Below are 26,727 nucleotides of genomic sequence, written 5' to 3' on the forward strand. Positions count from 1 at the left end.
TATGTCCAATACCTTGGTACACTCTTCCCCGGGAACGCGTCCATCCGCGAAGTGGGAAGATCAAATGTCAGAAACCGGTGATAATCGGGTCTTGCGCGGCAAGCCCGACTGGACCGACCTGGTTTTCTTTCTGATCCTGGTGGCAGGGGCAGCGTATGCCATTGTGACTTATCCCAATGAAATGGATATTTACGAGAAATACATTCTGGCGGGTTCCACCATTTTTGTGACCTGGGTCGGCTGGCTGTGGCGCCCCTTGCGGGTGCTCATGATTGCCTGTGGCCTGGCGGCCCTGCTGGCCATTGGCCTGTATGACGGTAATCTGGCACAGGCTGATAACCAGTTCCTGCTGAAATATCTGTTGTCATCACAATCGGCCATTTTATGGATGTGCGCCCTGTTTTTCATGGCTACTGTGGTGTATTGGGTGGGCTATATCAGCCCAACCGCTGCCTGGATGGGGACCGCTTTCACCTGGGCAGGTGTGTTTTTCGGTTTTGCCGGCCTGCTGGTTCGCTGGCGTGAAGGCCATCTTATTGCCCCCGATATGGGGCATATTCCGGTCAGTAATCTGTACGAGGTTTTTGTTCTGTTCTGTCTGATTACGGCTGTTTTTTACCTGTATTATGAAAAACGCTATAACACGCGGGCTTTGGGCGGGTTTGTCCTGCTGGTGATTTCCGCAGCGGTTATTTTCCTGCTTTGGTACACGTTTGAGCGTGATGCGGCGGTGATTACCCCGTTGAATAACGCTTTGCGCAGTTGGTGGATGAAACTGCACGTACCGGCCAACTTTATTGGCTATGGTACTTTTGCACTGTCGGCAATGGTCGGGTTTGCCTATCTGGTCAAGCTGCATGGGGAAACCGTTTCCTGGAAGCCCCTGGTTCCCCTGTTACTGGTCGGGGGGGCCATGGTGTCAGAACCGTTTATTTTCAGTGACAAGGAAAACTTCGGATTCTGGATTCTGTATTTTGGCATTGGCATTATTATTGTGGCCTGCATTTTGCTGGCCCGTAAAACCATTGCCAGCAAATTGCCGCCTCTGGAGGTCCTGGACGACATCATGTATCGGGCCATTTCGGTGGGATTCGCGTTCTTTACGGTTGCCACCGTATTGGGTGCCCTGTGGGCCGCTGATGCCTGGGGTACTTACTGGCAGTGGGACCCCAAGGAAACCTGGGCATTTATTGTGTGGCTGAACTATGCGGCCTGGCTGCACCTGCGGCTCATGAAAGGTATGCGTGGTACGGTAGCCGCTTATTGGGCTCTGGCTGGGCTGATCATTACCAGTTTTGCTTTCCTGGGGGTTAATATTTTCCTGTCAGGGTTGCATTCATACGGTGAGCTTTAAGCGCTTCTGAATGCAGGGACTTTCCGCATGAGCGGGCCAAACAGGTAGCCAGCGCAAAGCGGTTTGTTTCGGGACAGAAAAACGGTGGCCATATATATTATATTTGGCCACCGTTTTTTCCTGTTTGGGCAAAATGCTAAAACCGGGTCCTTGGTTGAAAGGGGGCGCTTGCCAGGTTGTTGCATCGCCTGGCAGGTGCTACACCCATTCTTCCGTGTTTTTTTCTACGTTCTTTTGTGCCTTTTGCTGCGCTTGAAACTGCAAACGTCCATCGGTCAATATATAGCTTGCATCTACCACACCCTCTGGCACATCGGCATGGGTCACAATAAGCACCGTACGGTCTTTGGCCACTTGTTGCAGGTTGGTAAACCAGGCATCGGCGGTGGCCTTGTCAAGCCCTGCAGTGGGCTCGTCAAGCAGCCAGACGCTTGCCTTGGACAACAAAACGCGGGCCAGGCATAAGCGGCGGATCTGGCCGGTAGACAGGGTGTTGCCTCCTTCGCCAACCCAGGCATCAAGGCCACCGATTTGTTCAACATGAGCGGCCAAATGTACCTGTTTCAACACTTCCCATAAACGTTCGTCAGGGGCCTCAGGATCGGCCAGGCGCAGGTTGTGGGCAATGGTGCCCATAAACACCGGAGAGTGTTGTGATAACAGAGCCATGTGCCGGTACAGTACTGGGCTGCTGACCGTACTTAAATTTACGCCACCATAAGTAATGGTGCCCGATGATAATGGCTGTATTTGCATGATGGCCATTAACAGGGTGGTTTTACCTGTACCGCTCAAGCCGCGGATGGCAATGCGCTGGCCATGATCGACATAAAGATCAAGCCCGTTTAAAACCGGTTTGTTGTCATAGGCAACGCATATGTCTTGTAACTGTAATGTGCCGGTTGCGGGCAGCATTGCGGTTGGTAGGGCTTTGTCGGTTTCTGTTGGTGTATTGGCTGCTGTGCCAGCGGTGATGTCCTGAATACGCCGGGCAGCGGCCTGTACGGCTCCCAGGCCTGCCGCGCCACGCATGATGGGTGATAAAATTTCAAACAGGCCCATGGCCCCCAGCAATAGCCCCACCCATACCGGGGCGGACAATTCCTGTTGCGCCTGTGCGTTGGCGCCCAGCCATAACAGAGCCAGTACCAGTGCACCCATTAACAGTTGTTGTACCAGCGTGCCAAAACTGCCGGCCTGGGTAAGCCTTTGCTGTGCTTTTGCCAGGCGCAGGCCGGCCTGGTCAAATTGTTCTTGTACCATAGGTGTCATGCCAAACACCAGCAGGTCGGTATGCGCGGCAATGGCTTCATGAGCCAGTGCCCGCAATTCGGCATTGGCAGCCTGTACATCCAGACCGGCTTTGGCGGTTTGACGAGCCAGCAAATAGGGCAGTACACCGGATGCCAGGCACAACACCAGGAGCAGGATCCAGCCCACCATGGGTAATGCCGTGCCCATGAGCAGGCTGAAAAAAGCGCCCGCAATGACTGCCGTAAACACCGGGGTGATAATCAATAAGAAGAAAGTGTCCAGCCGTTCGATATCGTTAATTAAGCGGGCCAGTAAATCACCGTCACGGTATTGCGCCAATTGGGCCGGTTTGAAAGCCGCCAGGCGTGCAAAACTGCCGGTACGGATTTCCGCCTGCAGGTCCAGGGTGACCATATGGCCGCAGACCCGTTCAGCATAACGCGAGGCAATGCGCCACATGGACATCCCGCGCACCAGTGCCGAGGGGAGAAACAGATTGAACGCCTGTGCCGAGCCGGCCAGAAAGGCACCGGTTAAAAACCAGCCGGATACGGTTAGCAGACCCACGCCGGCAAAAACGGTCGATAAAGCCAGGAACAGGGCCAGCAGGCTTAGGCGCCAATGTTGTTTAATCCAGGGTTCGGCCAATTGCCACCACAATTTCACGCTTTTTCCTTGATAATAAGTGTTTGATCTTGAATACGCCAGGTTTGCCCGATTTGCATTGCCAGTGCCTCATCGTGGGTGGCCACCAGCAAGGCACGGCCCCGGGCAAAGCGTAAAATGGCCTGGATAACCGCATCACGGGTTTGCCCGTCAAGATAGGCAGTGGGCTCGTCCAGCATGATCAGGGCAGGGTCGGTTAAAAACAACCTGGCCAGCGCAAGCCGGTGGGCCTGCCCGCCAGACACGCCGTGTCCGCGTGTACCCAGCACGGTATCCAATCCTTGTGCCAGGTTGGTTACAAAATCGGCTGCCTGTGCCTGTTCAAGGGCAGACCATAATTGCTGTTCGGTAGCTTGTGGATTGACCGCCAATAAAAACTGCCGGATGCTGCCCAGGCCGATAAAAGGTTGCTGGCCAATCAAGACATATTCGTTTTTGGCAAAATAATGCACCAGTTGACCGCTGGCGTAGGGTCGCAGTCCGGCCAGGGTCTCAAGCAAAGAGGTTTTGCCAATGCCGCTTTCACCCATTAAAGCGATGGGCTGGTCGACCCGCAAGGTAAAGTGGGCGGGTAATAAAATATCCCGGCCCTGCGGGGTTTGCACGGCAAGTTCCTGTGCCTGCAAAACAAGCCCGCTACCGTTGCGTGCCTGGCGCTGGATAATGGCTGAGGGTGTGATAAGTGCCGGGTGAGTGTCGTCGTGGTGGGCGGGTAGTTGCTCATACAACTGGTGTAAGCCCTGTGCTGCCGCCTTGGCGGTGGCCCGGTCATGGTAACTGGCGGCCATCTGGCGTAGCGGCATATACACTTCGGGGGCCAGTAACAGGCAGAACAGGCCCTGTTGCAGGGTATTGCCCGAAAAATGGGCGCCCAGCATACCCAAATAGCTTAGGCCGATATAAATGGCCACCCCTGCCACACCCAGTGCGGCAAACAGCTCAAGGACCGCCGAGGAAAGGAACGCAATTCGCAATACTTTCATGGTGGTGTCGCTTAAGCTTTTGCTGGCCGAATGTACGGCCTTGATTTCGTCCTGGGTGCGTCCCATTAAGGCCAGGGTGAACAGACCACGAATCCGGTCGGCAAAAATGCCTGACAGACGGCTTAACGCCTGTTGGTGTTTTTGGTTGGCGGCCTCGGCACGCATGCCGATCAGGGCCATAAACAGGGGAATCATGGGGGCGCTGAATAAGAACACCAGGGTGACGATCCAGTCGATAGGCAGGATGACAACGGCAAATGCCAGGGGCAGAAAAACCGCGGAAATGGTGGCGGGCAGAAAACGCTGCAAATAGCCGTCAAGTGCCTGCACCTGGTCGAGGATGGCCGTGGTGAGGGCGCCGGCCGGCGTTTGCCTGCTCCAGGCAGGCCCCCGGGCCAGCAATTGCGCAAAAAACCGTTGCCGCAATTGTTGCTTGATGTGCTCGGAAGCCCGGGAAGCGGCCATTTCGCCAGACCAGATCATCAAGGCCCGTAGGGCAATCAGCAGGGCAATCAGCAACATTTGCCCCCATAACTCGGTGGGGGGAACTGATAAGCGGATGGCCTGGTCGAGGGTTTTTGCCAGTATCCAGGCCTGGAATACCAAGACTCCCCCTGCCATTAGGGGGGCACCAATGGCCCATATCATGCCAAACGGTGCCATTTTCCAGAGACTTGATAACCAGCGATTCTGAATGGCAGCTTCTGGTTTGGAGGGAGTTTCTGACATCTCTAATTAAACATGGTTGTGTGACCGCAATCGATAAATTGAATTATAACTTGTCTTTCGTAACAAATAGAAAAATACCCCCGCAAGGGGGATATTCAAAGCGGCAGGCAGGCTGCTGAGAAATGAGGGGATTCTCGTTTTTCAGGGTAGGAGCTGTTCGCCTTCAAACAGGTCTTCCAGTTTTTCGCGCTGGCGAATAATGTGGAAATTCTTGCCATCCACCATGACCTCAGCGGCCCGTGGACGGGTATTGTATTGGCTTGACATAACAAAACCATAAGCACCCACGGACTCAAGCGCCAGAATGTCGTCCTGTTCCAAGGCAATGCTGCGCTGTTTGGCCAGCCAGTCGGCACTTTCACAAACAGGGCCCACGATATCGTAGGTTTCAGGGGTTTGTGCACGTGGCTTGACAGCCAGCAGCCCATGGTAGGCCTCATAAAGGGCGGGGCGCATCAGGTCGGTCATGGCCGCATCAATAATGGCAAAATTGCGCGCTTCGGCATGCTTGAGGTACTGGACACGCGTGAGCAGGACACCCGCATTGCCGACAAGGGAGCGACCCGGTTCAAGCACCAGCTGCAAGTGGTCATAGCCACGTTGCGCCATTTTTTCGTAAACAGGCTCAAGCAATTCTTTGGGGTCCAGCGGGATTTCATCCGTGTAGCGGATGCCCAAACCGCCACCGATGTCCAGATGCTCCACCTTGATGCCCTGCAGGCCAAGCATGTCAAGCAGATCCAGGGTTTTGTCCAGGGCGTCAAGATAGGGGCTGACGTCGGTAATTTGCGAGCCGATATGGCTGTCAACACCCACGATTTTAATACCGGGCAGGGTATTGGCTTTTTGATAAGCGGCTGGCGCGGCACCAATTTCGATCCCGAATTTGTTTTCTTTCATGCCGGTTGAAATATACGGGTGTGTTTTGGCATCGACATCGGGATTCACGCGCAAGGAAACCGGCGCCGTTTTTCCCAGTCGCGTGGCTACTTCAGAGATGCGCTCAAGTTCGGCGACTGATTCCACATTGAAGCATTTGATGCCGGCTTCAAGCGCTGCTTCAATTTCCCAGTCCTGTTTGCCAACACCTGAAAAAACGACTTTGGAGGCTTGCCCGCCCGCTTTCAGGACGCGGGCCAGTTCACCGCCGGAAACAATATCAAATCCGCTGCCCAATTTGGCAAATTCGTTCAGGACAGCCAGATTGGAATTGGCTTTCATGCCATAACAAACCAGGGTGTCACGGCTGCCAATGGCATTTTGGTAGGATTGCCAGGCTGCCTTGAGTGCAGCTCGGGAATAAACATACAGGGGGGTACCCAGTTCCCGGGCCAGGGTTTCCAGGCAAACACCTTCAGCGTGCAGGGTGTTGTTTTCGTAATGAAAGAAAGGTGAACCGGCGGGAGTGGGTAAGGGTTGGGATTGTGTGGTCATTGCAAAGTGATAATCAGAATTAACGGTGTATGAAAATAAACGGAATTATTGAGGGAGTGTGGTGTTGGGGTCCTGCTCCCGGGCACGGGCCTGTTCCTTTTCTTGTCGGGCGGCAGCCTTGGCAGCTTCCTTGCGTGCCTTTATCCTTTGTTCGCGTGCTTCTATTTGCTGTAATTGTTCTTGGGTAGGGTAATATAGAGGTGCCTTGTATCCGCAGGCGGAAAGCCCCAAACTTAAGCCAAGCAGGGATGCAATTGAAAGACTGCGGTGTATTTTTATAAACGCAGGCAATTTACGACTCCAAAAATTTTTCTAAAGAATTGATATTATGACTGAATCAGAATTTCTTGCACGTGCAGACGATATTTTAGACAAGATTCAGGCCCAGGCTGATGGCTGGTTCGAACATCTGGATATTGATGTTGATGCGAATCGCAGTGGTCAGGTGCTTACCCTTGTGTTTGACAGTACCCGGCATGTCGTCATCAATAGCCAGGCTCCCTTGCAGGAAATGTGGGTGGCTGCGCCCAGTGGCGCATTCCATTACCGTTTTGATGGCAAGGTGTGGCAGGATACCCGTGGTGGTCTGGATCTGGCGGCCAATGTTTCCGCCCTGTGTTCTGAAATTGCCGGTCAACCATTAACCGTCACCTTGTAAGACTGGCCAGGCAGCAACAAAAAAACGCTCATTTCAATGTTGAAAATGAGCGTTTTTTTGTGTGGCTAGAAGCGGATGGGAGGACCACCCAGAGGGTTGAAGGATTCGATCAGCTTGCCAATCGCATCTGCGCTACCCTGTGCGGCTGGTTTTGCCGCTCCTGCCTCTTCGGTGCCAGGGGCATAACCGCTACCGCCTACGCCCAGGTTTGCAATGGCTTGCCCTGCAGGGAATTCGGTATAGTAGAAATTATCGCCTGCCTTGACCAGTCCTTGTGGCAAGGGACCTGGTTTGGTAACCGGGATGGACGGCAATACACTGGCCATGTAATCGAGCCAGATGGGCATGGCCGCGCCACCACCCGTTTCGCGATCACCCAGGGAACGGGGCTGGTCGAAACCAAGCCAGGCAACCCCCACCATTTTGGGCGTATAGCCGGCAAACCAGGCATCGAAGGATTGGTTGGTGGTACCGGTTTTACCGCCAATATCCGGGCGCTTGAGGGTTGCCTGGGTTCGGGCTGCCGTACCGTTACGGGCCACGCCTCGCAGCAGGTCATCCATGACGTAGGCCGTACGCGGGTCAAGTGCGCGATTGGCTTCATCGCCGGCCTTGGCCGGTTGGGCCTTCATCAAGACCGTGCCGTTGGGATCGGTCACATAATCAATAATGTAAGGATTCACGCGATAGCCACCATTGGCAAATACGGCATAGGCGCTGGCCATTTGCAAAGGTGTCACGCTGCCGGCACCCAGTGCCATGGTCAGGTAGGCCCCTTTGGGGGGATGGCGGGCAGGATCAAAGCCAAAGCGTTCAATGAATTCCGTGGCAAAATCGGGGCCTACGGCCTCAAGGATACGAATGGAAATCATGTTTTTGGATTTATACAGGCCCTGGCGCATGGTTTGGCTATAGGTGTAGCTGTTCCCGTAGTTTTTGGGTGTCCAGGGTTTGCTGCCGGTTTTAGCCGCACTTAAATAAAACGGCTGGTCTGAAATATTGGTTTCAGGGGTTAAACCGCGTTCCAGGCCGGCGGCATAAATGAACGGCTTGAAGGTTGAGCCGGGCTGGCGCCAGGCCTGGGTAACCCGGTTGAAGTCGCCACGGTTGAAATCAAAACCGCCAATCATGGCTTTGATGGCCCCATTAGTAGGATCAAGCGCTACAAACGCCCCTTCAACTTCGGGCATATTGATAATGGTCCAGTTGTCTTTGACCTTTTGCAGGTAAATGACCGAACCCCTCATGATGTGCCGTTTTGAATTGGGCTTGGCGACCAGGGCACGTTTGGCATTGTTCAGCGCGGCACCGGTTAGTTCAATGGGATGGCCGGCATCACGGATGGCCACTACCTTGGTGGGGCTGGCGGAAAGCACCAGGTATGTGTGCATGTCATTGCTGTCCGGGTAGTCGTGCTTGACTTTATCCAGGAACTCTTCCATTTTTTCCTGGTTCTGTTCAAACCCTGCCGGCAATTCCAGCTGGGCCGCCGGGCCGGGATAAGGCTTACGCCGGGTGTAAGTGAGAATCCCGTCACGGACAGCCTTATAGGCGGCTTCCTGGTCTTTGGAATTGACGGTGGTATAGACATTCAGGCCGCGGCCATACACGTTATCTTTGTAGATGTTGTACATGAGCTGGCGGGCCAGTTCGGCAACATACTGTCCATGCAGGGCAAACTGGGTTTCGGGTGCGCTGTTGTCACGTGTCTTGACCACGATTTTTTCCTTCATGGCTTCATCGTACTGCGCCTGGGTGATGTAGTTCAGTTTCAGCATGCGACTCAAGACATAGTGCTGACGCTCGATAGCACGTTTCAGGTTGGTCTTTGGGTTAAAGCGTGAGGGTGCCTTTGGCACACCGGCCAGAATGGCGGCCTGGGCAATGCTGACTTTTGACAGGGGAATGCCAAAATAAGTCCGGGCTGCTGCTGCAAAACCGTAAGCGCGATGGCCCAGGTAAATCTGGTTCAGATAAAGCTCGAGAATCTGGTCTTTGGTGAGGGTGTCTTCTATTTTGTAGGTGAGCAAAAGTTCATAAAATTTGCGAATGAACGATTTCTCGGATGACAGGTAGAAGTTACGGGCCACCTGCATGGTAATGGTACTGGCCCCCTGGGCTTTGGCGCCCGAGGTGATATTGGCCAGGACCGCCCGACCTACGCCAGACCAGTCAACCCCGCTGTGTTTATAGAAATTGTCGTCTTCAGCGGCCAGCACGGCCAGTTTCATGACATCGGGAATTTCGTTGAAACGCATGACGTTGCGTCGTTCTTCACCATACTCGGCCAGCAGGACCTTGTCTTCGGAATAGATGCGCAAGGGAATGCGCGGCCGGTAATCGGTCATGGCCTGAAGGTCGGGCAGGTTCGGCCAGGTAAGACCAATAGCCATGATGACCAGCAAGGCGCCACAAAGCCCGATGCCTGCGCAAAATACGATGGATTTCATGATAAACCGTCCCAGCCATGAGCCGGAAGACGATTTCTCTTTTTTGGGTGTGGTAGTTTTACTCATTACACGGGATTTTAAAGCTTTGTGGGCAGAATTTCCTGAAAAACTCATGGGTTTCTGTAACTGAATTGTGCAGTTTAGCGCTCCTCACTTAGGTTGCAAGTGATAATATGCAAAACTGTGCAAAATAAGTCTCAAATTACCGACATTTTTAAATATATGAGTGAAATAATACATGATACTGCCCCAGTCGGGCTGTCCACCAGGCAGCCGGTATTCCTGGTGGGCATGATGGGGGCAGGCAAAACAACAATAGGCCGGGCCCTGGCCCGGGCCATGAATCGGGATTTTCTGGATCTGGATCATGAGATTGTCGGGCGGTGTGGGGTTAGCATACCCGTCATCTTCGACATTGAAGGTGAGGAAGGGTTCCGTAATCGGGAGAGCATGGTGCTTGAAGAAGTGGCCCGGATTGACGGTATCGTGTTGGCAACAGGAGGAGGCGCTGTGTTAAGAGAGGCCAACAGGGCCATTTTGCGTCGTCGGGGCATCGTGATTTACCTGAAGGCCAGTGCCGATGAGCTTTATCGAAGGGTTGCCAAAGACCGGAACCGGCCCTTGCTGGCTACACCCAATCCTAAAGCCCGCATTGCCGAATTGCTGGCACAGCGCGAATCCTTATATGAGAGTGTTGCCGACCTGACGATAGAAACCGGTTCAGGGTCCATTTCTTCGGTTGTCAAAACCATTCATAATTTGTTGCAAAAAAATCAGGAGTAGAGTATGAGTATTGTCAAGGTCAACACGGAAGGAGGTGCGTATTCCATTCATATTGCCCCCAACTTATTGCAACAGGTAGGTACCTCCATTCCTCCTGACGCCACCTCGGTGGTTCTGATCAGCAATCCGACTGTATTTGGGTTATACGGAAAAACCGTTTTGCAGTCACTGGAAGCCAGCGGGAAGAAAATCAGCGTCTTCGAGGTGCCCGACGGTGAAGCCTACAAGACCCTGGAAACCCTTAACAGTATTTATACCTTTTTGCTAGAACAGCGTCTGGACCGCCGTGCCGTTATTGTGGCGCTGGGCGGTGGCGTGATTGGCGATATGTGCGGTTTTGCCGCGGCCACCTATATGCGGGGTATCCGTTTCATTCAGGTGCCCACTACCTTGCTGGCGCAGGTGGATTCCTCGGTGGGCGGCAAGACCGCCGTCAATCACCCCATGGGCAAGAACATGATTGGTGCATTTTACCAGCCGATTGCCGTTGATATCGATACCGCTGTGCTAAGTACGCTGCCCGAACGTGAGATTGCAGCAGGTATGGCAGAGGTCATCAAGTACGGTCTTATTCTGGATGCCGAATTTTTTGAGTGGTGTGAACAAAACGTGGCCAAGCTGAAAGCATTGGATCCTGAGGCCATCGGTTATGCCGTCCAGCGTTCCTGCGAGCTCAAGGCCTATGTGGTGTCGGAAGATGAAAAGGAAACCGGCATGCGTGCCATCCTGAACCTGGGACATACGTTTGGCCATGCCATCGAGGCCGGTCTGGGCTTTGGTACCTGGCTACACGGCGAAGCCGTGGGTTGTGGCATGGTGCAGGCAGCCGAACTGTCGGCAAGGGTTTGCGGTTTTCCACAGGCTGACGTTGAAAGGGTCAGGGCACTGGTCGCTGCCATTGGTTGCCCGGTAACCGCGCCCGATCTGGGAATAGACCGATGGATCGAGCTGATGCAGATCGATAAAAAGGCAGAAGGAGGCAAAATCAAATTCATTGTCATGCCGGGCATCGGTCAGGCGAAAAGTCAAACGGTTCCCCGGGAAGACTTGGCGCTGGTTTTGAAGAAAACAACACAGGAAAGGTAAATCAACATGACAACGCTGGCAACTTATGCAACCAAATCCGAAGATACCCGAGGCAGGATTCATCCGGAAATCGAAGACCCAGGTCGCAATCCGTTCCAGCGAGACAGAGACCGGATTATTCACTGTTCTGCTTTCAGGCGGCTTGAATATAAAACCCAGGTATTTGTCAATCATGAAGGCGACCTGTTCCGGACTCGCCTTACCCATAGCCTTGAAGTTGCCCAGATCGGTCGGGCGCTGGCCAGGACATTACGTCTGAATGAGGATCTGGTGGAAGCCATCTGTCTGGCCCATGACCTTGGGCATACCCCGTTTGGGCATGCCGGCCAGGATGCCCTGAACGCCTGTATGCGTGAAAAAATGCCGCAAGCAGGCGGCTTTGAACATAATCTGCAAAGCCTGAGGGTGGTTGATGAGCTTGAAGAGCGCTACGCCTTATTTAACGGCTTGAATCTGAGCTTTGAAACGCGGGAAGGTATTCTTAAGCATTGTTCCCTTTCCCATGCCCACAGTCTCGGAGAGGTCGCCCAGCGGTTCATCAACAAGACACAACCCAGCCTTGAGGCACAATTGGCGAATCTGGCCGATGAAATTGCGTATAACAATCATGATGTCGATGACGGGCTTCGATCAGGCTTGATCACGGTTGAACAATTGTTGTCGGTGGAGTTGTTTGCAAATCATTATCAAAATGTTTGTGGTATATATCAAAATGTTTCAGAAAAAAGGCTGATTTCCGAAACAATCAGGCGGATAATAAATACTCTAATTGTTGATCTGGCACAAAATACAGCGCTTAATATCAAAACATTTCAGATCGAAACACTAAAAGATGTATATAATGCACCCATGCTTGTTGCATTTTCAGACCCCATCAGAAAGCAGGCAAACGAGCTTAAACGGTTCCTTATGGAAAATCTTTACCGGCATTACAAAGTCATGCGCATGTCAGGTAAAGCAAAACGCATTATCGTTGATTTATATAGTGCTTTTCTGGAAGATCCACGTTTGTTACCCAAGGATTACCGTGCGCAGGATGAAGTCCGGCAGGCCCGTTTGATAGCCGATTATATTGCTGGAATGACGGACCGGTATGCAATTAAAGAGCATAAAAGATTGTTTTTGATTTGATGGTTTTTATTTTAATAACTTTTGTTTTGCCAAAAAATAAAATCAAAAACAATCTTGTGTAGATTTGTTTACAATTAGAAATGACTCAATTGTTATTAATTTAAAAACCCCACAATTATGCAAGCTAATGATGATTTTTCATTGTCCCATATACTGATTATCGACAATGAAATACATGGACGTAACGCACTGATGAATATTCTGCGGGAAAAAAACTGCCGCATCAGCCATGCTTTTGATGGCTTACAGGGATATGAACGGGCAGTGGCCAATCGTCCCGACCTGATTCTTTCAAACATACAGTTACCCAAACTGAATGGCGTCACGCTGTGCCGTCGCCTGAAAGCCAATCCTTTTACCAACGATATCCCCATGATTTTTTACGGGCAGGAAGAAAATCCGGAAAATCGTCTGGAAGCCTTTCGTAGCGGGGCGGTTGATTACATTCCCAACGACTGTTCCGACTTCGAGGTGATCGCCCGGATCACCGTGCATTTGTCTTTGGCCAGTAAAAAGCGCCTGCTTCAATCCATGAGTCTGAACCAGAGCCAGGACATGAATTCATTGTCCACTTTTTCGCCCCGGCCTGTCTCCTGCCAGGAAACCCTGGATGATGTCCTGGTGGTATCCATTGTGCAAAAATATGTCCAAGAGCATCTGAATGAGCCGCTTTCAATCAGTCATTTGGCGGAAGTGGCTGGCATGCATGAAAAGCGCTTAACCAAGGCTTTCCAGGACCAGCTCAATATCAGTGTTTTCGAATTCGTGCGTGATACCCGCATGCACGAGGCAAAACGCCTGTTGCTGGAAACCTCCTTGCGTACCCTTACCATTGCCGCAGAAATCGGTTATTCAAGCTCGGCCAACTTTTCAACGGCATTCCAGCAGTTTTACGGTGTTTCTCCCTCTGTATTCAGAAAATACAAGGGTAATGTTGAAGAGGCCAAACAGGCTGTCCACGCATGATTTTGGAAGTCCTGTGCGTTAACGGTTAAGATGGCAGCATTTGAACAAGAATCACCATCAGGGGGTGTAATGTTACTGACGCTGGCCATTTTATGTTTTTTCCAGGCATTGGGGGAATGGGTATCGGTGCTTTCGGGTTTACCCATCCCCGGGCCGGTGCTGGGTATGGTGTTTTTGTTTATTACCCTGCTGCTCAAGCCGGGCCTGAATCATCATATTGCCGCCGCTTCCGAACAACTGCTCAAATCCATGATGGTCATGTTTATTCCGGTTTGCGTGGGTATCATGACTTCTTACACCCTGCTGAAGGGCCAGTGGCTGGCCCTGGTGGTCGCCATCGTCATTAGTACGGTTCTGGCCATGGCGGTGGGGGCGCTGGTGATGCACAAGGTCATGAAGCATCTTGAAAAGCAGGCCCACAACCAGAAAAAGGCGGTGAGCGATGTTGAATGAGTTCTGGCTCCCGTTTACCAAAACACCCTTGTTCGGCATTTTGCTGACCCTGCTGGTTTATGTCCTGGTTGCCTGGCTGGCCCAAAAAAGCCGCTTTCATCCCCTGGTCAATCCCGTTGCCCTGTCGGTCCTGCTGATTGTGCCTTTCCTGGTGTATACCGGGGTTTCCTATGAAGACTATATGGTGGGCGCACAATACATTTCGTTTCTGCTTGGCCCTGCCACGGTTGCTCTTGCCGTCCCCTTGGCCAGGCAGCTTGAACGCGTCAGAAAAGCCTGGTTGCCACTGGTTTGCGGTTTGCTGGCGGGTTCGCTGGTGGCGGTCTTGTCGGTGGTTCTGGTAGCCGCGTTGTTAGGGGCTGAGGATGTATTGATTATTTCCCTGGCCCCCAAATCGGCCACCATGCCGATTGCCATGGGGGTGAGTGAAAAACTGGGTGGCCTGGCTTCACTGGCAGCAGTGGGGGTCATGGGGACCGGTATTTTTGGTGTCATGACCGCCCGTTATATTTTTAAAGTCATCCGGATCGAGTCACCGGAAATCCGGGGCTTCATGCTGGGTCTGACCGCGCACGGGATTGGCGTGGCGCGTGGTTTCCAGATCAGCAATGAAATAGGCACCTTCGCCGGCCTTGGCATGAGCCTGAATGGCTTGCTGACCGCTTTTCTGGTGCCACTGGTGGTGACCTTGCACTTTGTCCTGTTCTAGGATCAATATGATTTTCCCTGATGGCAGGACCGAAAAGCCTGATGCTAGAATCAGGTTAATAATAATCCGGAATCAGGAGACAGGGTGCTAATCCAGAAGCCAACGTATGGGCAAACCCATCAGGAATTCAAATGGGAAATCCCGAAAAATTACAACATCGGGGTGGATGTATGCGATAAATGGGCCGATGGCAGCAGTCGCCTGGCCCTGATCCAGGAAAAATCGCCCACCGATATCAGCTGTTATACCTTTGACCAGCTTAAGCAATACTCCAACCAGTTTGCCCGTGTGCTGCAAAAAGCAGGCGTAGGCAAGGGTGACAGGGTGGGTATTTTGCTGGCGCAGGGCGTGGAAACAGCGATTGCCCACATTGCCGTGTACAAGCTGGGGGCGATTGCGATTCCCCTGTTTTCCCTGTTCGGGATAGATGCCTTGCAGTACCGGCTGTCCAATTCGGGGGCCAGGGTGCTGGTGACCAACCAGGAAGGGATGGCCAAATTACAGGACATACGTGGCAGCCTGCCCCAGTTGCAGGCGGTTTTCAATATCGATGCCGGGCAATCCGATCATCATGCCCAGGCTTTCTGGCCAACCCTGCAGCACGAGGCGGCTGACTTTACACCGGTGGACACGCTGGCCGACGACCCGGCCGTGATTATTTATACTTCTGGCACAACCGGCAAGCCCAAGGGCGCCTTGCATGCCCACAGGGTATTGTTGGGGCATTTGCCCGGGGTAGAAATGTCCCATGATTTTCTGTCGGGCAAAGACCGCGTCATGTGGACACCGGCCGACTGGGCCTGGATTGGTGGCCTGTTTGATGTCCTGATGCCCGCCTGGCACCACGGTATCCCGGTGGTGGCTTGCCGGTTTGAAAAGTTCACCACCGAAGCAGCCTTTGCGCTGATGGAGCGGCATCAGGTAACCCATACTTTCCTGCCACCTACGGCACTGAAAATGATGCGCCATATAGAAAACCCGCAACAACGCTGGCAGCTTAAGCTGCGTACCATTGCCAGTGGCGGCGAATCCCTGGGATTGGAGCTGATTGAATGGGGTAAACGCAATCTGGGGATTACCATCAACGAGTTTTATGGCCAGACTGAATGCAATATGATTGTTTCCGCCTGTTCAGCTTTGTTTGAACCGCAGATTGGCAGTATTGGCAAAGCAGTGCCAGGGCATGTTCTGGACATTGTTGATGAACAGGGAAATGCCTTGCCTAACGGGCAGGAAGGCAATATTGGCGTGCGGACACCTGATCCGGTCATGTTTTTGGAATACTGGCAAAACCCCGAAGCGACCCGGGAAAAATTTGCCGGTGCCTATTTGGTGACCGGAGATATAGGTGTGCGTGACGCTGACGGCTTCATCCGCTTTGTAGGCCGTAACGATGACGTGATCACCAGTGCCGGTTACCGGATTGGCCCGGGACCGATAGAAGACTGCATTCTGGGACATCCGGCGGTCAGCATGGTGGCGGTAATTGGCCTGCCCGATGCCGAGCGAACGGAAGTGGTAAGCGCTTTTGTGGTACTTAACGAGGGCGTTGCCCCAAGCGAGGAACTGAAAAAGGACATCCAGGCCCACGTTCGCCACCGGGTGGCGGCTCATGAGTATCCGCGCCAGATTTACTTTGTGCGTGAATTGCCCATGACCACCACCGGTAAAATCATTCGCCGGGAATTACGTCAGCAGTATTTTTAAATAACGTCCCGTATGGCTTTGGGGGTGGTTGGCAATATCCCGTGGTGTTCCTTCGGCCACAATGGTGCCGCCGCCCTGGCCGCCTTCGGGGCCCATATCCACCACCCAGTCGGCAGCCTTGATCACATCCAGGTTGTGCTCGATCACCACCACGGTATTGCCGGCCTCCACCAGCTGGTTAATCACTTTCAGCAAAAGGGCAATGTCGGCAAAGTGCAGGCCGGTGGTGGGTTCATCCAGCACATACATGGTCTTGCCGGTACTGCGTTTGGACAGTTCCAGCGACAGCTTGATGCGTTGCGCCTCGCCACCGGAAAGCGTGGTGGCGCTTTGCCCCAGGCGGATATAGCTTAGGCCCACATCCATCAAGGTTTGCAGCTTGCGGGCCACCAGGGGCACGGCACTGAAGTATTCAAGGGCCTGTTCCACGGTCAGGTCCAGCACATCGCTGATGGTGCGGCCACGGTAGCGGATTTCCAGTGTTTCCCGGTTGTAGCGTTTGCCATGACAGGTGTCGCAGGGCACGTACATGTCGGGCAGGAAATGCATTTCCACCTTGATCACGCCATCGCCCTGGCAGGTTTCACAGCGCCCGCCCTTGACGTTAAAGGAAAAGCGGCCCGGATCATAGCCACGGGTGCGGGCTTCCGGAGTGCCGGCAAACAATTCGCGAATGGGAGTGAACAGGCCCGTATAGGTGGCCGGATTGCTGCGCGGGGTGCGACCGATCGGGCTTTGGTCCACATTAATGATTTTGTCGAAATGTTCCAGCCCTTCGATATGGGAGTAAGGGGCAGACTCTGACTGGGCACGGTTGAGCTCCCTGGCCATGATGGTGGCCAGGGTATCGTTGATGAGGGTGGACTTGCCCGAACCTGAAACGCCTGAAATACAAACCAGCTTGCCCACCGGAATGCGCAAATTCACCGACTTCAGGTTGTTGCCGGTGCAGCCGTACAGTTTCAGCCAAGGTTGTTCGGCCTCGAGAGGCCGGATTTTGCCGGCATTGATTTTTTGGCGGCCACTTAAGTAAGCGCCGGTCAGTGATTGCGGATCGGCTTCGACCTCTTTGGGCGTGCCTTGGGCAATGACCCTGCCACCGTGTTCTCCGGCACCGGGGCCCATGTCCACGACCCAGTCGGCGGCCCGGATCATGTCTTCGTCATGTTCCACCACAATCACGCTATTGCCCAGGTCACGCAGATGCTGGAGGGTATGGATAAGGCGGTCATTATCGCGCTGGTGCAGGCCAATAGAGGGTTCATCAAGCACATACATGACGCCGGTCAGCCCGGAACCAATCTGGCTGGCCAGGCGGATGCGCTGGGCTTCGCCACCGGAGATGGTGTCGGCGCTGCGGTCCAGGGACAGGTAGTTCAGTCCCACGTCATTCAGGAACTGCAGGCGCGACTGGATTTCCCGCACGATCCGGCTGGCGATTTCCTGCTTGGCGCCACTTAGTTGCAGGGCCTGGAACCATTCCAGACATTCGGAAAGCGCCATGGCTTCCACTTCAAAAATGCCCAGCCCGCGCTTGGTGCCTTCCCGTATTTCATTGCCAATCAGCACATTCCGGGCATCGGCGCGCAGGCGCGAGCCTTCGCATTCGGGGCAGCTTTGCAGGGTGCGGTATTTGCCCAGCTCTTCGCGAACGGCACTGGAATCGGTCTCCAGCCAGCGTCTTTCCAGGTTGGGAATAATGCCTTCAAAGGCATGGGTCTTGAAGGTGCTGTGTCCTTTGTTGTCCAGGTACAGGAAAGAAATCTCCTCTGTACCGGAACCGTACAGCACGATGTGTTGTATGTTCTCGGGTAGTGATTCAAAGGCTTCATCAATATCGAAACCGTAATGAATCGCCAGACTGTGCAGCAGGGAATGGGTAAAGGCATTGCGCTTGTCCCAGCCCTTGATGGCGCCGCTGGCCAGGCTGAGTTCGGGAAAGGCGACAATTTTCCTGGGATCAAAAACCTGGACATGACCCAGGCCGTCACAGCGTGGACAGGCCCCCACCGGGTTGTTGAAACTGAACAGCCGGGGTTCCAGTTCGGGCAGGCTGTGGTTGCAGACAGGGCAGGCATAGCGGCTGGAAAAAGCGTGTTCGATATTTTCATCAAGGTCCAGCACAATCACCCGGCCATCGGCCAGCTTGAGCGCGGTTTCAATGCTTTCGGCCAGGCGCTGCTTGCTGTCTTCACGCACTTTCAGGCGGTCAATCACCACGTCAATATTGTGCTTCTCGTTTTTGTTCAGGGGGGTAATGCGGTCAAGTTCGACCATGGTGTCGTTAATGCGAACGCGAATAAAGCCCTGGGCCTGAAATTGAGCGAATTCATCTTCGAAGCCACCCTTGCGATTGCGGGCAATGGGAGCCAGCAGGGCAATTCGGGTGTCGGGTTTGAGGGCCAGGATGAAATCGACCATTTGGGCCACGCTTTGGGCCTGTAGCGGTTCACCGTGCTCGGGGCAATAGGGCGTGCCCACGCGGGCAAACAGCAGGCGCAGGTAATCGTGAATTTCAGTAATGGTACCAACGGTGGAGCGCGGATTGTGGCCGGCCGCTTTCTGTTCGATGGAAATGGCCGGCGACAAACCTTCGATCAGGTCGACATCAGGTTTGTCCATGAGCTGCAGGAACTGGCGGGCATAGGCTGACAGGCTTTCCACATAACGGCGCTGGCCTTCGGCATACAGGGTGTCAAACGCCAGGGAAGACTTGCCCGAACCGGACAGGCCGGTCAGGACCACCAGTTTATGACGGGGTAAATCAAGTGAAATATTCTTGAGATTATGCGTGCGGGCACCGCGGATGCGGATTGCATCCCTGTTGAAATCACCGTTTGTGTCGGGGGATGTATCCATTACCATTGTTTAATACTAGCTTCCAGTAAGATGAGTCTGGTTTTTGTCAGTGGAATATATAACTATAACGCAGGAAGCCAGTCTGCGTTACACTCTCATAAAGATATCCTCCAATTAGTTGGTTATTCATTGAATTCTTTACATGTCCATTAAATCCAGAACCAGTCGACCTGATTCCCCTCATGCTGCCCGGCAACCACGGGAAAAACTCAAGCTAACCCCTGTTGAAAGAAAAGCCAGCATTTCCCTGGCTTTATTGTTTGCCGTGCGCATGCTGGGCCTGTTTTTACTGACCCCCGTGTTTGCCGATGCCGCAAAAACCTTAACCAATGGCAATAATGCCGCGTTGGTGGGGGCAGCCATAGGGGCCTATGGTATTACCCAGGCCATTATGCAAATTCCGCTTGGCATGGCGTCCGACAAACTCGGTCGGCGTCCGGTCATTATCTTTGGCATGTTGCTGTTTGTGCTGGGTGGCATTATTTGTGCCAATGCCGAATCGGTCACCACGGTCATTATTGGTCGGGCCATTCAGGGGTTTGGAGCGGTTTCCGCTGCCATTACCGCCTGGGTTGCCGATGCCACCCGCCCGGAGGTCCGTACCCGTGCCATGGCCATGGTGGGCGCTTCCATTGGCGTTTCGTTTGCGGTTTCACTGGTGCTGTCTCCCTTGCTGGTTGAATGGAGTGGCCTGCCGGGCCTGTTCTGGGTAATCAGCCTGCTGGGTTTTGTCTGTTTGCTGCTGGCGACTTTCATCGTGCCCGTGGTGCCCATGCACGGCCAGGCGGTATCGCAACAGTCGCGTGCGGCCGATGTATTCAAACATGCCGATTTGCTGCGTCTGAATTTCGGGGTTTTCTGCCTGCATTTTATTTTGATGTCCATTTTTGTGGTGGCGCCGCCCCTGCTCATGGAGCTGGGTAGCTATACGGTGGGCAATTTGTGGGAAGTGTATCTGCCGGTTATTCTGGTGGCCTTTGTGTTAATGGTCCCGGCCGTTTTCTATACAGAAACCCGCCATATCCATAAATTGAGCCTGGAAGTCTGTGTGGCCGCCCTGGCTATAGTGATGGCGGTCATGCCGCTGGCCAGCCAGTCTTTTGTTGCTACCATGATTGCCTTTGTGCTCTTTTTTATTGCGTTCAATATCCTGGAGGCCTTGCAGCCGTCTATGGTTTCCCGCTTTTCACCTCCCGAGCATAAAGGCCTGGCCTTGGGGTTTTATAATATGTCCCAGGCACTGGGTGTGGCGGCGGGTGGCGCGATTGGCGGGTTGGTGGCACGTTATGCCGGCCCTCCAAAAGTCTTTCTGCTGGGGGCCTTGCTGGCCGCTGTCTGGTTCTTTGTATCAAGAGGCCTGAAAGGTGCTGGGCGATAGCCACAATGGTTATAATGCGCACATTATTCTTTAGTAAACCAACCTGCATTTGTAAGATAACAGGCTGGTTCACACAAATTGTTAGGAAATTCTTATGGCATCAGTCAATAAAGTCATTTTAGTGGGAAATCTGGGTCGTGATCCGGAGGTTCGTTACAGCCCTGACGGTGCTGCAATGTGTAATATTTCTATTGCCACCACATCAAGCTGGAAAGATAAAAATACCGGTGAGCGGCGTGATGAAACTGAATGGCATCGTGTGACTTTCTTTGGCCGCCTGGCTGAAATTGCCGGTCAATACCTTAAAAAAGGCAGTGCCGTGTACGTGGAAGGGCGCATCAAAACACGCAAGTGGCAAGACAAGGAAACCGGACAAGACCGTTATTCAACTGATATCATTGCCGACCAGATGCAAATGCTGGGTGGCCGTGCCGATACAGGCAGCATGGATGACGGCGGTTTCAGTGATTCTTATTCTGCACCGCGCCAGCAGCCGCAGCGCGCACCGCAAAGCCAGCGTCCGCAGGCACCGGCCAGTGGCCCTGCCGCCAACATCATGGATATGGATGACGATATTCCGTTTTAGGCCTGTACCAGTAAAGTAATGTAAATATAAACCCCTGTAATCTCTTTCGGTGCGGGGGTTTTTTATTGTTTATATGTTTTTCGTTTGATAGGCATTAAGCTATTTGGAACGGATACGCGAGGGAAAGGTAAGCACGAAATCTGGTCACCCAATTCCTGGAAACAATGATATTCCAGGGTGCTGCCATGTACTTTGTTATCTACCGAATTGATGCATCGCTGATCTCGTTGGGTAAATCTGAGTATGGATAATTTATGAATGAAATATTAAATAACCTTTTAAGCCTGCATAGTGAAAGTGAAATCGCAGAATTTAAAGAGGCTAGGAATTCTTTCGATTTTAATAAACTCGGTAAATATTTTTCTGCTTTATCCAACGAAGCCAATTTGAAAAAACTGAAATGTGCATGGCTTGTTTTTGGAGTGAAAGATAATAGAACAGTCGTTGGCAGTCAGTTTCGGACTAACCTTCAAGATTTGCAGTCTTTAAAAAAAGAAATAGCTGATAAAACAACCAGCCGGCTTACCTTCGTGGATATTCATGAAATTGAGCATCCAGATGGTAGGGTGCTGTTGTTTGAAATTCCTGCAGCGCCACAAGGTTTGCCGATTGCTTGGGATGGCCATTATTACGGCAGGGATGGTGAATCACTTGGGCCGTTAAATCTGGAAGAAATTGAGCGAATACGGCGTCAGAATCGTGCTAGTGACTGGAGTGCGGTGACGCTTCCATCAGCTTCAATTACTGATCTTGAGCCCGCTGCAATAGAGCAGGCCCGTGAAAATTTCTTTCAGAAAAATCCCAAATTGGTGCAGGAAGCCAAACAGTGGGATATCGCAACATTTTTGAATAAAGCTAAACTTACGATTAATGGTCAAATTACGCGCGCAGCCATTTTGCTGTTAGGTAAGGCTGAGTCCTCACATTTCCTTAATCCCGCATCGGCAACAATTACCTGGATTCTGAAAGACAGGGACGGACTAGAACGTGACTACCAGCACTTTGGGTGTCCACTACTGTTGGGGGTTGATGAAGTTTTTCATAAAATTCGGCCTCTTAAGTACCGCTATATGAAAGAAGGCACTTTGTTTCCCGAAGAAGTAGAGCAGTACGATCCCTATATTATCCGAGAGGCGCTTAATAATGCGATCGCTCATCAGGATTATGAGTTGGGTGGAAAAATCACTTTGGTTGAGTTTGAAGATGGTCGCTTGTGTTTCAGTAATGTTGGGCAATTCATTCCAGGTTCTGTAGAGTCCGTTATACAGACAGATGCCCCTGAAAGTCGTTACCGAAATCGCTTTCTGACCGATGCTATGGTTAATTTAAATATGATCGATACTATTGGCAGCGGAATTCGGAAGATGTTTCTTATTCAAAAAAAGCGGTTTTTTCCACTGCCAGAGTATGACTTAAAAAATAGCTAATCATAGCGGAGAGAGAATGCAATATATCCACAATAGAGCCCTTGATGATCAGTATTACAAGGAACTGATCTTGGCGTATTTGGAAAAGTTTGGTACAGCCAAACGCGTAGACATTAACGGTTTGGTTTTAGACAAATTACCCAATGTTTTGGATGAAACTCAAAAGTACAATAAAGTTAAAAATCTGCTGCAAGCCTTGAAACAAAAGGGTTTGATAGAGTCTGAAGGAAAATCCTGGCGAATGTCTAAAAAGATATAACGTAGACATTTTCTAGACATTGCCTTTCTCCTTGTGAAGTTTGATTGAACCGCTATTTTTATAGCTGTACTTGCCAGGGTAATAACTTATCTATGCGCTTAACCGGATGATAGACTGAAATCTCCAAGATTAAAAACGGGGGCATCTAATTTAAATTAGATGCCCCCTGTTTTGTAGTTAGCTATTTAGCTTCTATACTATTCCTCAGGCGCTTTCATCAGCTTCGCCATGAACCAGATGATGCGGTGAACGGGCCCTTGGGTGCATAAAGAAATGCCCTTTGGGTGCATTCTGTGACGTGATGGGGACCAGTGAAACGCCGGTTTTCTTGCCGCGTTTATCATGAATGGCATAGATGATAAAGGGCAGGGCAGCCACGATCAGGAAGCTGATCACCAGCAATGTCACGTAGGATTCATCAGCGCTGATATCAGGCAGTGAACTTGGCGGGAAGAACGAGATGATAAATGCCAGCACGGAGATGATGAACCCGGTTGAGGCCACCGCAATCTTGACGCCATTGCCACCAGGAATATTGAACGTGCGTTTCTTTTCAGGGTGCTTGCGGACCAGATTGATATAGCCAAGGAACAGCAGGAAATAGCTGCACAGGTAGATGACTACGGTAAGCGCCAGGGCGATCAGGAACGACATGTTTCCACCGCCACCACCGGTATTGGTCAGCACAATAATGGCAACCGTTGTAATCAGGAGCTGGGAAATCACCAGCGCAACGGGAACGCCGTTTTTGTTGACCTTAGAGAACTTGGCTGGCAGGATGCCTTTTTGCGCGGTGACGTACATGCCCCGTGAAGGCCCGACAATCCATGAGGCGATTTCAGCCAGCACACCAAGCATCAGCAATGCCGCAATAACACGTACGGCCCATTCAAAACCCGGACCGAAATGGTTGATCAGGACATTGAAGGTTTGGACCACACCGGCAGACAGGTTGATTTCGGCATGGGGAATCACCGAAGCCACCGAAAGGCCGCCAATAGAACTTAAGCAGATGGCGGCAATCATCAGGAGCAGCATGGCCATCGGGTAGTCACGGCCGGGGTTTTTCATCTCGTTCACATGGGTTGCGGAAGCTTCAACACCCATATAGCTCAGGATGAAGGCCACAAAAACGACCAGTGTGCCGATTTGGGTGAAATCAGGGAAGAACGTGGCGGCACTGATTTCAATGGCCAGGGGCGCACCGCTAATCAAATAACTGATCGCCAGGGCGACCAGGATCAGTGCGGGTAACAGGATGCCGGCAAAAAAACCGATTTTGGCAATTTGTGCGGTATATTTCGTGCCGCCGAACTGCGAAAAGGCCAGGGCCCAGAGGATGATCAGGGCCGCAATGGTTTTGGTGACCGGATCGGTATTAAGCGCAGGCCAGTTCAGAATATAGGAAAGTGCCCCCAGGACGAAATACAGCATGGGGATGAAGCCTACGGCGATCTGCAGATAGCCGAAGGAAATGGCGGCAAAGCCCCATTTTTCGCCCAGTGTATTGGAGACCCAGGTAAAGACACCACCTTCTTCCCATCCTTCGACGGTAGCCATTTCAGCGGCACAAAGGCCAACTGGAATGAACCACAAGAGTCCGCCAAGCAGCAGGAAACACACCAGGCTGAAACCGGAGGTTGCAAAGGTTGGATATTCATAAACAGCCATGACCATGGATGCGGTAATGGCAAAGAATCCCAGCAGGGACAGTTGTTTACCAGTATTGGTAGCAGATGGTTTCATAATTTCTGTCTCGGGAAGATTATCCGTGGTTAAAACCAGAGCCTTCTTTTTCAGTCAGCGGATGGGAAACAGGGTGTTTCTCAAAGTAATCGAGCGCCCGTTTCATGTCGTCAAGCAGCAGGCTTCCCAGGTCTTTGCTGACGCCATGACGCACCAGAATACGCTGGACGACCAGGTCTTCGCGGTTGGCCGGCATGGAGTAAGCGGGAACCTGCCAGCCACGGCTGCGCAGGCGATCGGCAAAGTCATAAAGCGTATAGCCACCGATAGCCTGGCCTTCTTTCAGTTTCCAGGCCAGGGCGGGAATCCCTTTCTGGCTGTCGCCATCGAAGATAATCTCGAATGGGCCCATTTTGCCGATTTCTTCTGCCAAGTATTGGGCGGTTGCATAGCAGGCATTATGGATTTTGGTATAGCCTTCACGGCCCAGGCGCAGGAAGTTGTAGTATTGCGCAATGATCTGTCCACCGGGACGGGAGAAGTTCAAGGCAAAGGTGGGCATATCACCACCCAGGTAATTGACATTGAAAATCAATTCTTCGGGCAGGTCGGATGCTTCACGCCAGACCACCCAGCCAGCCCCCAGGGGCGCCAGGCCAAATTTGTGGCCCGACGTATTGATGGATTTGACGCGGGGCAGGCGGAAGTCCCACTCGATATCGGGGGCGCAAAATGGGGCCAGAAAACCGCCACTGGCACCGTCTACGTGCATGGGGATATCCAGGCCGGTTTCCTGTTGCAGTTTGTCAAGTGCATCGTGTACCGCTTTGACCGGTTCGTATTGGCAGGTAAACGTCACGCCCAGGGTAGGCACCACACCGATGGTGTTTTCATCAACGCGCTTGAGCACTTCTTCAGGGCTCATGATCAGGCGATCGCCTTCAAGCGGAATTTCACGCAACTCAACATCAAAATATCGGGCAAATTTATGCCAGCAAATTTGTACCGGGCCGCAAATCAGGTTGGGTTTGTCGGTGGGTTTGCCTTGTGCCTGGCGTTTTTTGCGCCAGCTCCATTTCAGGGCCAGGCCGCCCAGCATGGCTGCCTCGGAAGAACCGGTGGTAGAGCATCCCAAGGTGTTTTCAGCATCGGGTGAGTTCCATAAATCGGCAATCATTCTGACGCAACGGGCCTCAATCTCGGCGGTCTGGGGGTATTCATCCTTGTCGATCATGTTTTTGTCGATGGACAGATCCATGAGATCGCGGATTTCGTCATCAACCCAGGTCTGGCAAAAAGTGGCCAGGTTTTGCCGTGAATTGCCGTCAAGCATCAACTCATCGCGAACCGCTGCAAAAACATTTTTCGGGTTGCGTTCCTGTGACGGGAATTTGCTTTTGGGTAGAGAAGTGGAAAGTTCCAATGATGAGTACACATCGTCAAGTTGATTAAAGCCGGTATCTGGGTTTTTAGTCATTGTTACGATCCTAAGCGAGAATGTGTGAAAGAAAATTTAAATTGATGCGTAGACGCTTGCCATTGATAAAGGCAAAATACGATGATTGGGTGACAAAAAACCGGTTTTAAAACGCCGTTTTTTGTGTTCCGATCTTTCAATGATAAATAAACATTATCCTGTAACCATAGGGGTATTTACCTATATAACAAAAGAATGTGACCAGAAAAAGATAAGAATGGTTAATTTTTCGCCCCGCTCCGTGTCTGAAGAAGTCCGGATGACGGCATGCATGGCCATGAATCAGGCACAAAGTGCGGATTACCAGCGCGATTAATGTATCGATATTTGATTTGAGACCCGATTCTTTTATTTTTAAATGGCTTCGGATATACTATCCCCCAGTATATTACTCAAGAAAATGCGTCATGCCCCATTCACCCCAGGAAAAAAAACGCGTCTTGGCACGCATACGCCGCATTCGTGGTCAGTGTGAGGCGCTTGAGCGCGCGCTTGAAGAAGGGGCTGATTGCGCTCTCGTACTGCAACAAATTGCCGCGATCCGGGGGGCGGTAAACGGCCTGATGTCGGAAGTCATGCAAGCCCATATTCGGGAAGAGTTCGGGCAAGCGGAAGTGTCCGCCGAGCGGCGTGCGCAAAGCGTCAAGGAGTTAACCGGTCTGGTTCGCTCATACTTAAAATAGGAGAAAGTT

Annotated in this window: 22 protein-coding genes; 14 read left to right on the plus strand and 8 right to left on the minus strand. The window is 52.1% G+C overall.

Annotation, left to right across the window (positions count from 1 at the left end):
• The first annotated feature begins 1 nt into the window (after window position 1).
• Window positions 2-1,354 (plus strand): c-type cytochrome biogenesis protein CcsB, encoded by a 1,353-nt coding sequence (gene ccsB, locus HCX92_RS02595; RefSeq protein ID WP_169293370.1) that lies wholly within the window; start codon window positions 2-4, stop codon window positions 1,352-1,354.
• 198 nt (window positions 1,355-1,552) lie between these two features.
• Here the strand turns inward: ccsB and cydC are convergent, their stop codons facing one another.
• From cydC to HCX92_RS02615, 4 genes are all read right to left on the minus strand, one after another.
• The gene (gene cydC, locus HCX92_RS02600) at window positions 1,553-3,274 is read right to left on the minus strand and encodes a thiol reductant ABC exporter subunit CydC (RefSeq protein ID WP_169293371.1); all 1,722 of its coding nucleotides are present in this window, start codon (window positions 3,272-3,274) and stop codon (window positions 1,553-1,555) included.
• Window positions 3,271-4,986 (minus strand): thiol reductant ABC exporter subunit CydD, encoded by a 1,716-nt coding sequence (gene cydD / locus HCX92_RS02605; RefSeq protein ID WP_248289980.1) that lies wholly within the window; start codon window positions 4,984-4,986, stop codon window positions 3,271-3,273. Before cydD ends, cydC begins: the two co-directional genes overlap by 4 nt.
• Window positions 4,987-5,127: 141 nt before the next feature.
• Window positions 5,128-6,420 (minus strand): diaminopimelate decarboxylase, encoded by a 1,293-nt coding sequence (gene lysA, locus HCX92_RS02610; RefSeq protein ID WP_169293372.1) that lies wholly within the window; start codon window positions 6,418-6,420, stop codon window positions 5,128-5,130.
• A gap of 45 nt (window positions 6,421-6,465) precedes the next feature.
• On the minus strand, window positions 6,466-6,711 hold the full coding sequence (locus HCX92_RS02615; RefSeq protein ID WP_169293373.1) for a lipoprotein: 246 nt from the start codon (window positions 6,709-6,711) through the stop codon (window positions 6,466-6,468).
• A 37-nt stretch (window positions 6,712-6,748) separates the two neighbouring features.
• Between HCX92_RS02615 and cyaY the strand changes: the two genes are divergently transcribed.
• The gene (gene cyaY / locus HCX92_RS02620; protein ID WP_169293374.1) at window positions 6,749-7,078 is read left to right on the plus strand and encodes an iron donor protein CyaY; all 330 of its coding nucleotides are present in this window, start codon (window positions 6,749-6,751) and stop codon (window positions 7,076-7,078) included.
• 65 nt (window positions 7,079-7,143) lie between these two features.
• On the opposite strand, the gene HCX92_RS02625 is transcribed toward cyaY, so the two are convergent.
• Entirely contained in the window at window positions 7,144-9,594 is a 2,451-nt protein-coding gene (locus HCX92_RS02625; RefSeq protein ID WP_169293375.1) for a penicillin-binding protein 1A, read from the minus strand.
• Window positions 9,595-9,750: 156 nt separating this feature from the next.
• Here HCX92_RS02625 and HCX92_RS02630 point away from each other — a divergent pair, with 156 nt between their 5' ends.
• The 7 genes from HCX92_RS02630 (at window position 9,751) to HCX92_RS02660 (ending at window position 16,363) form a co-directional block, all read left to right on the plus strand.
• Window positions 9,751-10,311, plus strand: a complete 561-nt coding sequence (locus HCX92_RS02630) for a shikimate kinase (protein ID WP_246587263.1) — start codon at window positions 9,751-9,753, stop codon at window positions 10,309-10,311.
• 3 nt (window positions 10,312-10,314) lie between these two features.
• Window positions 10,315-11,397 carry a 3-dehydroquinate synthase gene (gene aroB, locus HCX92_RS02635; RefSeq protein ID WP_169293376.1) on the plus strand — a complete coding sequence of 361 codons (1,083 nt, stop codon included), beginning with the start codon at window positions 10,315-10,317 and terminating at the stop codon, window positions 11,395-11,397.
• A 6-nt stretch (window positions 11,398-11,403) separates the two neighbouring features.
• Complete coding sequence (locus tag HCX92_RS02640) at window positions 11,404-12,528, plus strand: deoxyguanosinetriphosphate triphosphohydrolase (RefSeq protein WP_169293377.1); 1,125 nt, start codon at window positions 11,404-11,406, stop codon at window positions 12,526-12,528.
• Between the two features lie 141 nt (window positions 12,529-12,669).
• Entirely contained in the window at window positions 12,670-13,494 is an 825-nt protein-coding gene (locus tag HCX92_RS02645) for a DNA-binding response regulator (RefSeq protein WP_169293378.1), read from the plus strand.
• Window positions 13,495-13,563: 69 nt separating this feature from the next.
• Entirely contained in the window at window positions 13,564-13,947 is a 384-nt protein-coding gene (locus HCX92_RS02650; protein WP_169293379.1) for a CidA/LrgA family protein, read from the plus strand.
• The gene (locus HCX92_RS02655; RefSeq protein ID WP_169293380.1) at window positions 13,937-14,656 is read left to right on the plus strand and encodes an LrgB family protein; all 720 of its coding nucleotides are present in this window, start codon (window positions 13,937-13,939) and stop codon (window positions 14,654-14,656) included. The genes HCX92_RS02650 and HCX92_RS02655 overlap by 11 nt, the downstream gene beginning before the upstream one ends.
• 84 nt (window positions 14,657-14,740) lie before the next feature.
• The gene (locus HCX92_RS02660) at window positions 14,741-16,363 is read left to right on the plus strand and encodes an acyl-CoA synthetase (protein ID WP_169293381.1); all 1,623 of its coding nucleotides are present in this window, start codon (window positions 14,741-14,743) and stop codon (window positions 16,361-16,363) included.
• Here HCX92_RS02660 and uvrA read toward each other — a convergent pair.
• Window positions 16,343-19,222 (minus strand): excinuclease ABC subunit UvrA, encoded by a 2,880-nt coding sequence (gene uvrA, locus HCX92_RS02665; protein ID WP_169293382.1) that lies wholly within the window; start codon window positions 19,220-19,222, stop codon window positions 16,343-16,345. The two genes, HCX92_RS02660 and uvrA, sit on opposite strands and share 21 nt — an antisense overlap.
• A gap of 142 nt (window positions 19,223-19,364) precedes the next feature.
• Between uvrA and HCX92_RS02670 the strand changes: the two genes are divergently transcribed.
• The 4 genes from HCX92_RS02670 (at window position 19,365) to HCX92_RS14765 (ending at window position 22,872) form a co-directional block, all read left to right on the plus strand.
• Window positions 19,365-20,600 carry an MFS transporter gene (locus HCX92_RS02670; protein ID WP_169293383.1) on the plus strand — a complete coding sequence of 412 codons (1,236 nt, stop codon included), beginning with the start codon at window positions 19,365-19,367 and terminating at the stop codon, window positions 20,598-20,600.
• 94 nt (window positions 20,601-20,694) lie between these two features.
• Window positions 20,695-21,186: a single-stranded DNA-binding protein gene (ssb, locus tag HCX92_RS02675; protein ID WP_169293384.1), complete on the plus strand. Its 492-nt coding sequence runs from the start codon at window positions 20,695-20,697 to the stop codon at window positions 21,184-21,186.
• A 254-nt stretch (window positions 21,187-21,440) separates the two neighbouring features.
• Window positions 21,441-22,613 (plus strand): RNA-binding domain-containing protein, encoded by a 1,173-nt coding sequence (locus tag HCX92_RS02680; RefSeq protein ID WP_211182230.1) that lies wholly within the window; start codon window positions 21,441-21,443, stop codon window positions 22,611-22,613.
• Window positions 22,614-22,629: 16 nt separating this feature from the next.
• Complete coding sequence (locus HCX92_RS14765) at window positions 22,630-22,872, plus strand: hypothetical protein (RefSeq protein WP_211182231.1); 243 nt, start codon at window positions 22,630-22,632, stop codon at window positions 22,870-22,872.
• Between the two features lie 204 nt (window positions 22,873-23,076).
• Here the strand turns inward: HCX92_RS14765 and gadC are convergent, their stop codons facing one another.
• A complete protein-coding gene (gene gadC, locus HCX92_RS02685; RefSeq protein ID WP_169293385.1) occupies window positions 23,077-24,618 on the minus strand; it encodes a glutamate:gamma-aminobutyrate antiporter in 1,542 nt (513 codons plus the stop codon).
• A 19-nt stretch (window positions 24,619-24,637) separates the two neighbouring features.
• Entirely contained in the window at window positions 24,638-26,035 is a 1,398-nt protein-coding gene (locus HCX92_RS02690) for a glutamate decarboxylase (RefSeq protein ID WP_169293386.1), read from the minus strand.
• A gap of 407 nt (window positions 26,036-26,442) precedes the next feature.
• Here HCX92_RS02690 and frmR point away from each other — a divergent pair, with 407 nt between their 5' ends.
• The gene (gene frmR / locus HCX92_RS02695) at window positions 26,443-26,718 is read left to right on the plus strand and encodes a formaldehyde-responsive transcriptional repressor FrmR (protein ID WP_169293387.1); all 276 of its coding nucleotides are present in this window, start codon (window positions 26,443-26,445) and stop codon (window positions 26,716-26,718) included.
• Window positions 26,719-26,727: the final 9 nt, after the last annotated feature.

Source organism: Advenella sp. EE-W14 (assembly GCF_012923605.1).
GTDB lineage: Bacteria > Pseudomonadota > Gammaproteobacteria > Burkholderiales > Burkholderiaceae_B > Advenella > Advenella alkanexedens.

Excerpts from the sequence above, each read along its gene's own strand:
- cyaY (WP_169293374.1), top strand. The coding sequence starts at position 6,749 with ATGACTGAATCAGAATTTCTTGCACGTGCAGACGATATTTTAGACAAG.
- uvrA (WP_169293382.1), bottom strand. The coding sequence starts at position 19,222 with ATGGATACATCCCCCGACACAAACGGTGATTTCAACAGGGATGCAATC.
- HCX92_RS02670 (WP_169293383.1), top strand. The coding sequence starts at position 19,365 with ATGTCCATTAAATCCAGAACCAGTCGACCTGATTCCCCTCATGCTGCC.
- HCX92_RS14765 (WP_211182231.1), top strand. The coding sequence starts at position 22,630 with ATGCAATATATCCACAATAGAGCCCTTGATGATCAGTATTACAAGGAA.
- ccsB (WP_169293370.1), top strand. The coding sequence starts at position 2 with ATGTCCAATACCTTGGTACACTCTTCCCCGGGAACGCGTCCATCCGCG.
- gadC (WP_169293385.1), bottom strand. The coding sequence starts at position 24,618 with ATGAAACCATCTGCTACCAATACTGGTAAACAACTGTCCCTGCTGGGA.
- HCX92_RS02625 (WP_169293375.1), bottom strand. The coding sequence starts at position 9,594 with ATGAGTAAAACTACCACACCCAAAAAAGAGAAATCGTCTTCCGGCTCA.
- HCX92_RS02630 (WP_246587263.1), top strand. The coding sequence starts at position 9,751 with ATGAGTGAAATAATACATGATACTGCCCCAGTCGGGCTGTCCACCAGG.
- HCX92_RS02690 (WP_169293386.1), bottom strand. The coding sequence starts at position 26,035 with ATGACTAAAAACCCAGATACCGGCTTTAATCAACTTGACGATGTGTAC.
- cydD (WP_248289980.1), bottom strand. The coding sequence starts at position 4,986 with ATGTCAGAAACTCCCTCCAAACCAGAAGCTGCCATTCAGAATCGCTGG.
- HCX92_RS02650 (WP_169293379.1), top strand. The coding sequence starts at position 13,564 with ATGTTACTGACGCTGGCCATTTTATGTTTTTTCCAGGCATTGGGGGAA.
- HCX92_RS02680 (WP_211182230.1), top strand. The coding sequence starts at position 21,441 with ATGAATGAAATATTAAATAACCTTTTAAGCCTGCATAGTGAAAGTGAA.
- frmR (WP_169293387.1), top strand. The coding sequence starts at position 26,443 with ATGCCCCATTCACCCCAGGAAAAAAAACGCGTCTTGGCACGCATACGC.
- HCX92_RS02655 (WP_169293380.1), top strand. The coding sequence starts at position 13,937 with ATGTTGAATGAGTTCTGGCTCCCGTTTACCAAAACACCCTTGTTCGGC.
- aroB (WP_169293376.1), top strand. The coding sequence starts at position 10,315 with ATGAGTATTGTCAAGGTCAACACGGAAGGAGGTGCGTATTCCATTCAT.
- ssb (WP_169293384.1), top strand. The coding sequence starts at position 20,695 with ATGGCATCAGTCAATAAAGTCATTTTAGTGGGAAATCTGGGTCGTGAT.
- lysA (WP_169293372.1), bottom strand. The coding sequence starts at position 6,420 with ATGACCACACAATCCCAACCCTTACCCACTCCCGCCGGTTCACCTTTC.
- HCX92_RS02640 (WP_169293377.1), top strand. The coding sequence starts at position 11,404 with ATGACAACGCTGGCAACTTATGCAACCAAATCCGAAGATACCCGAGGC.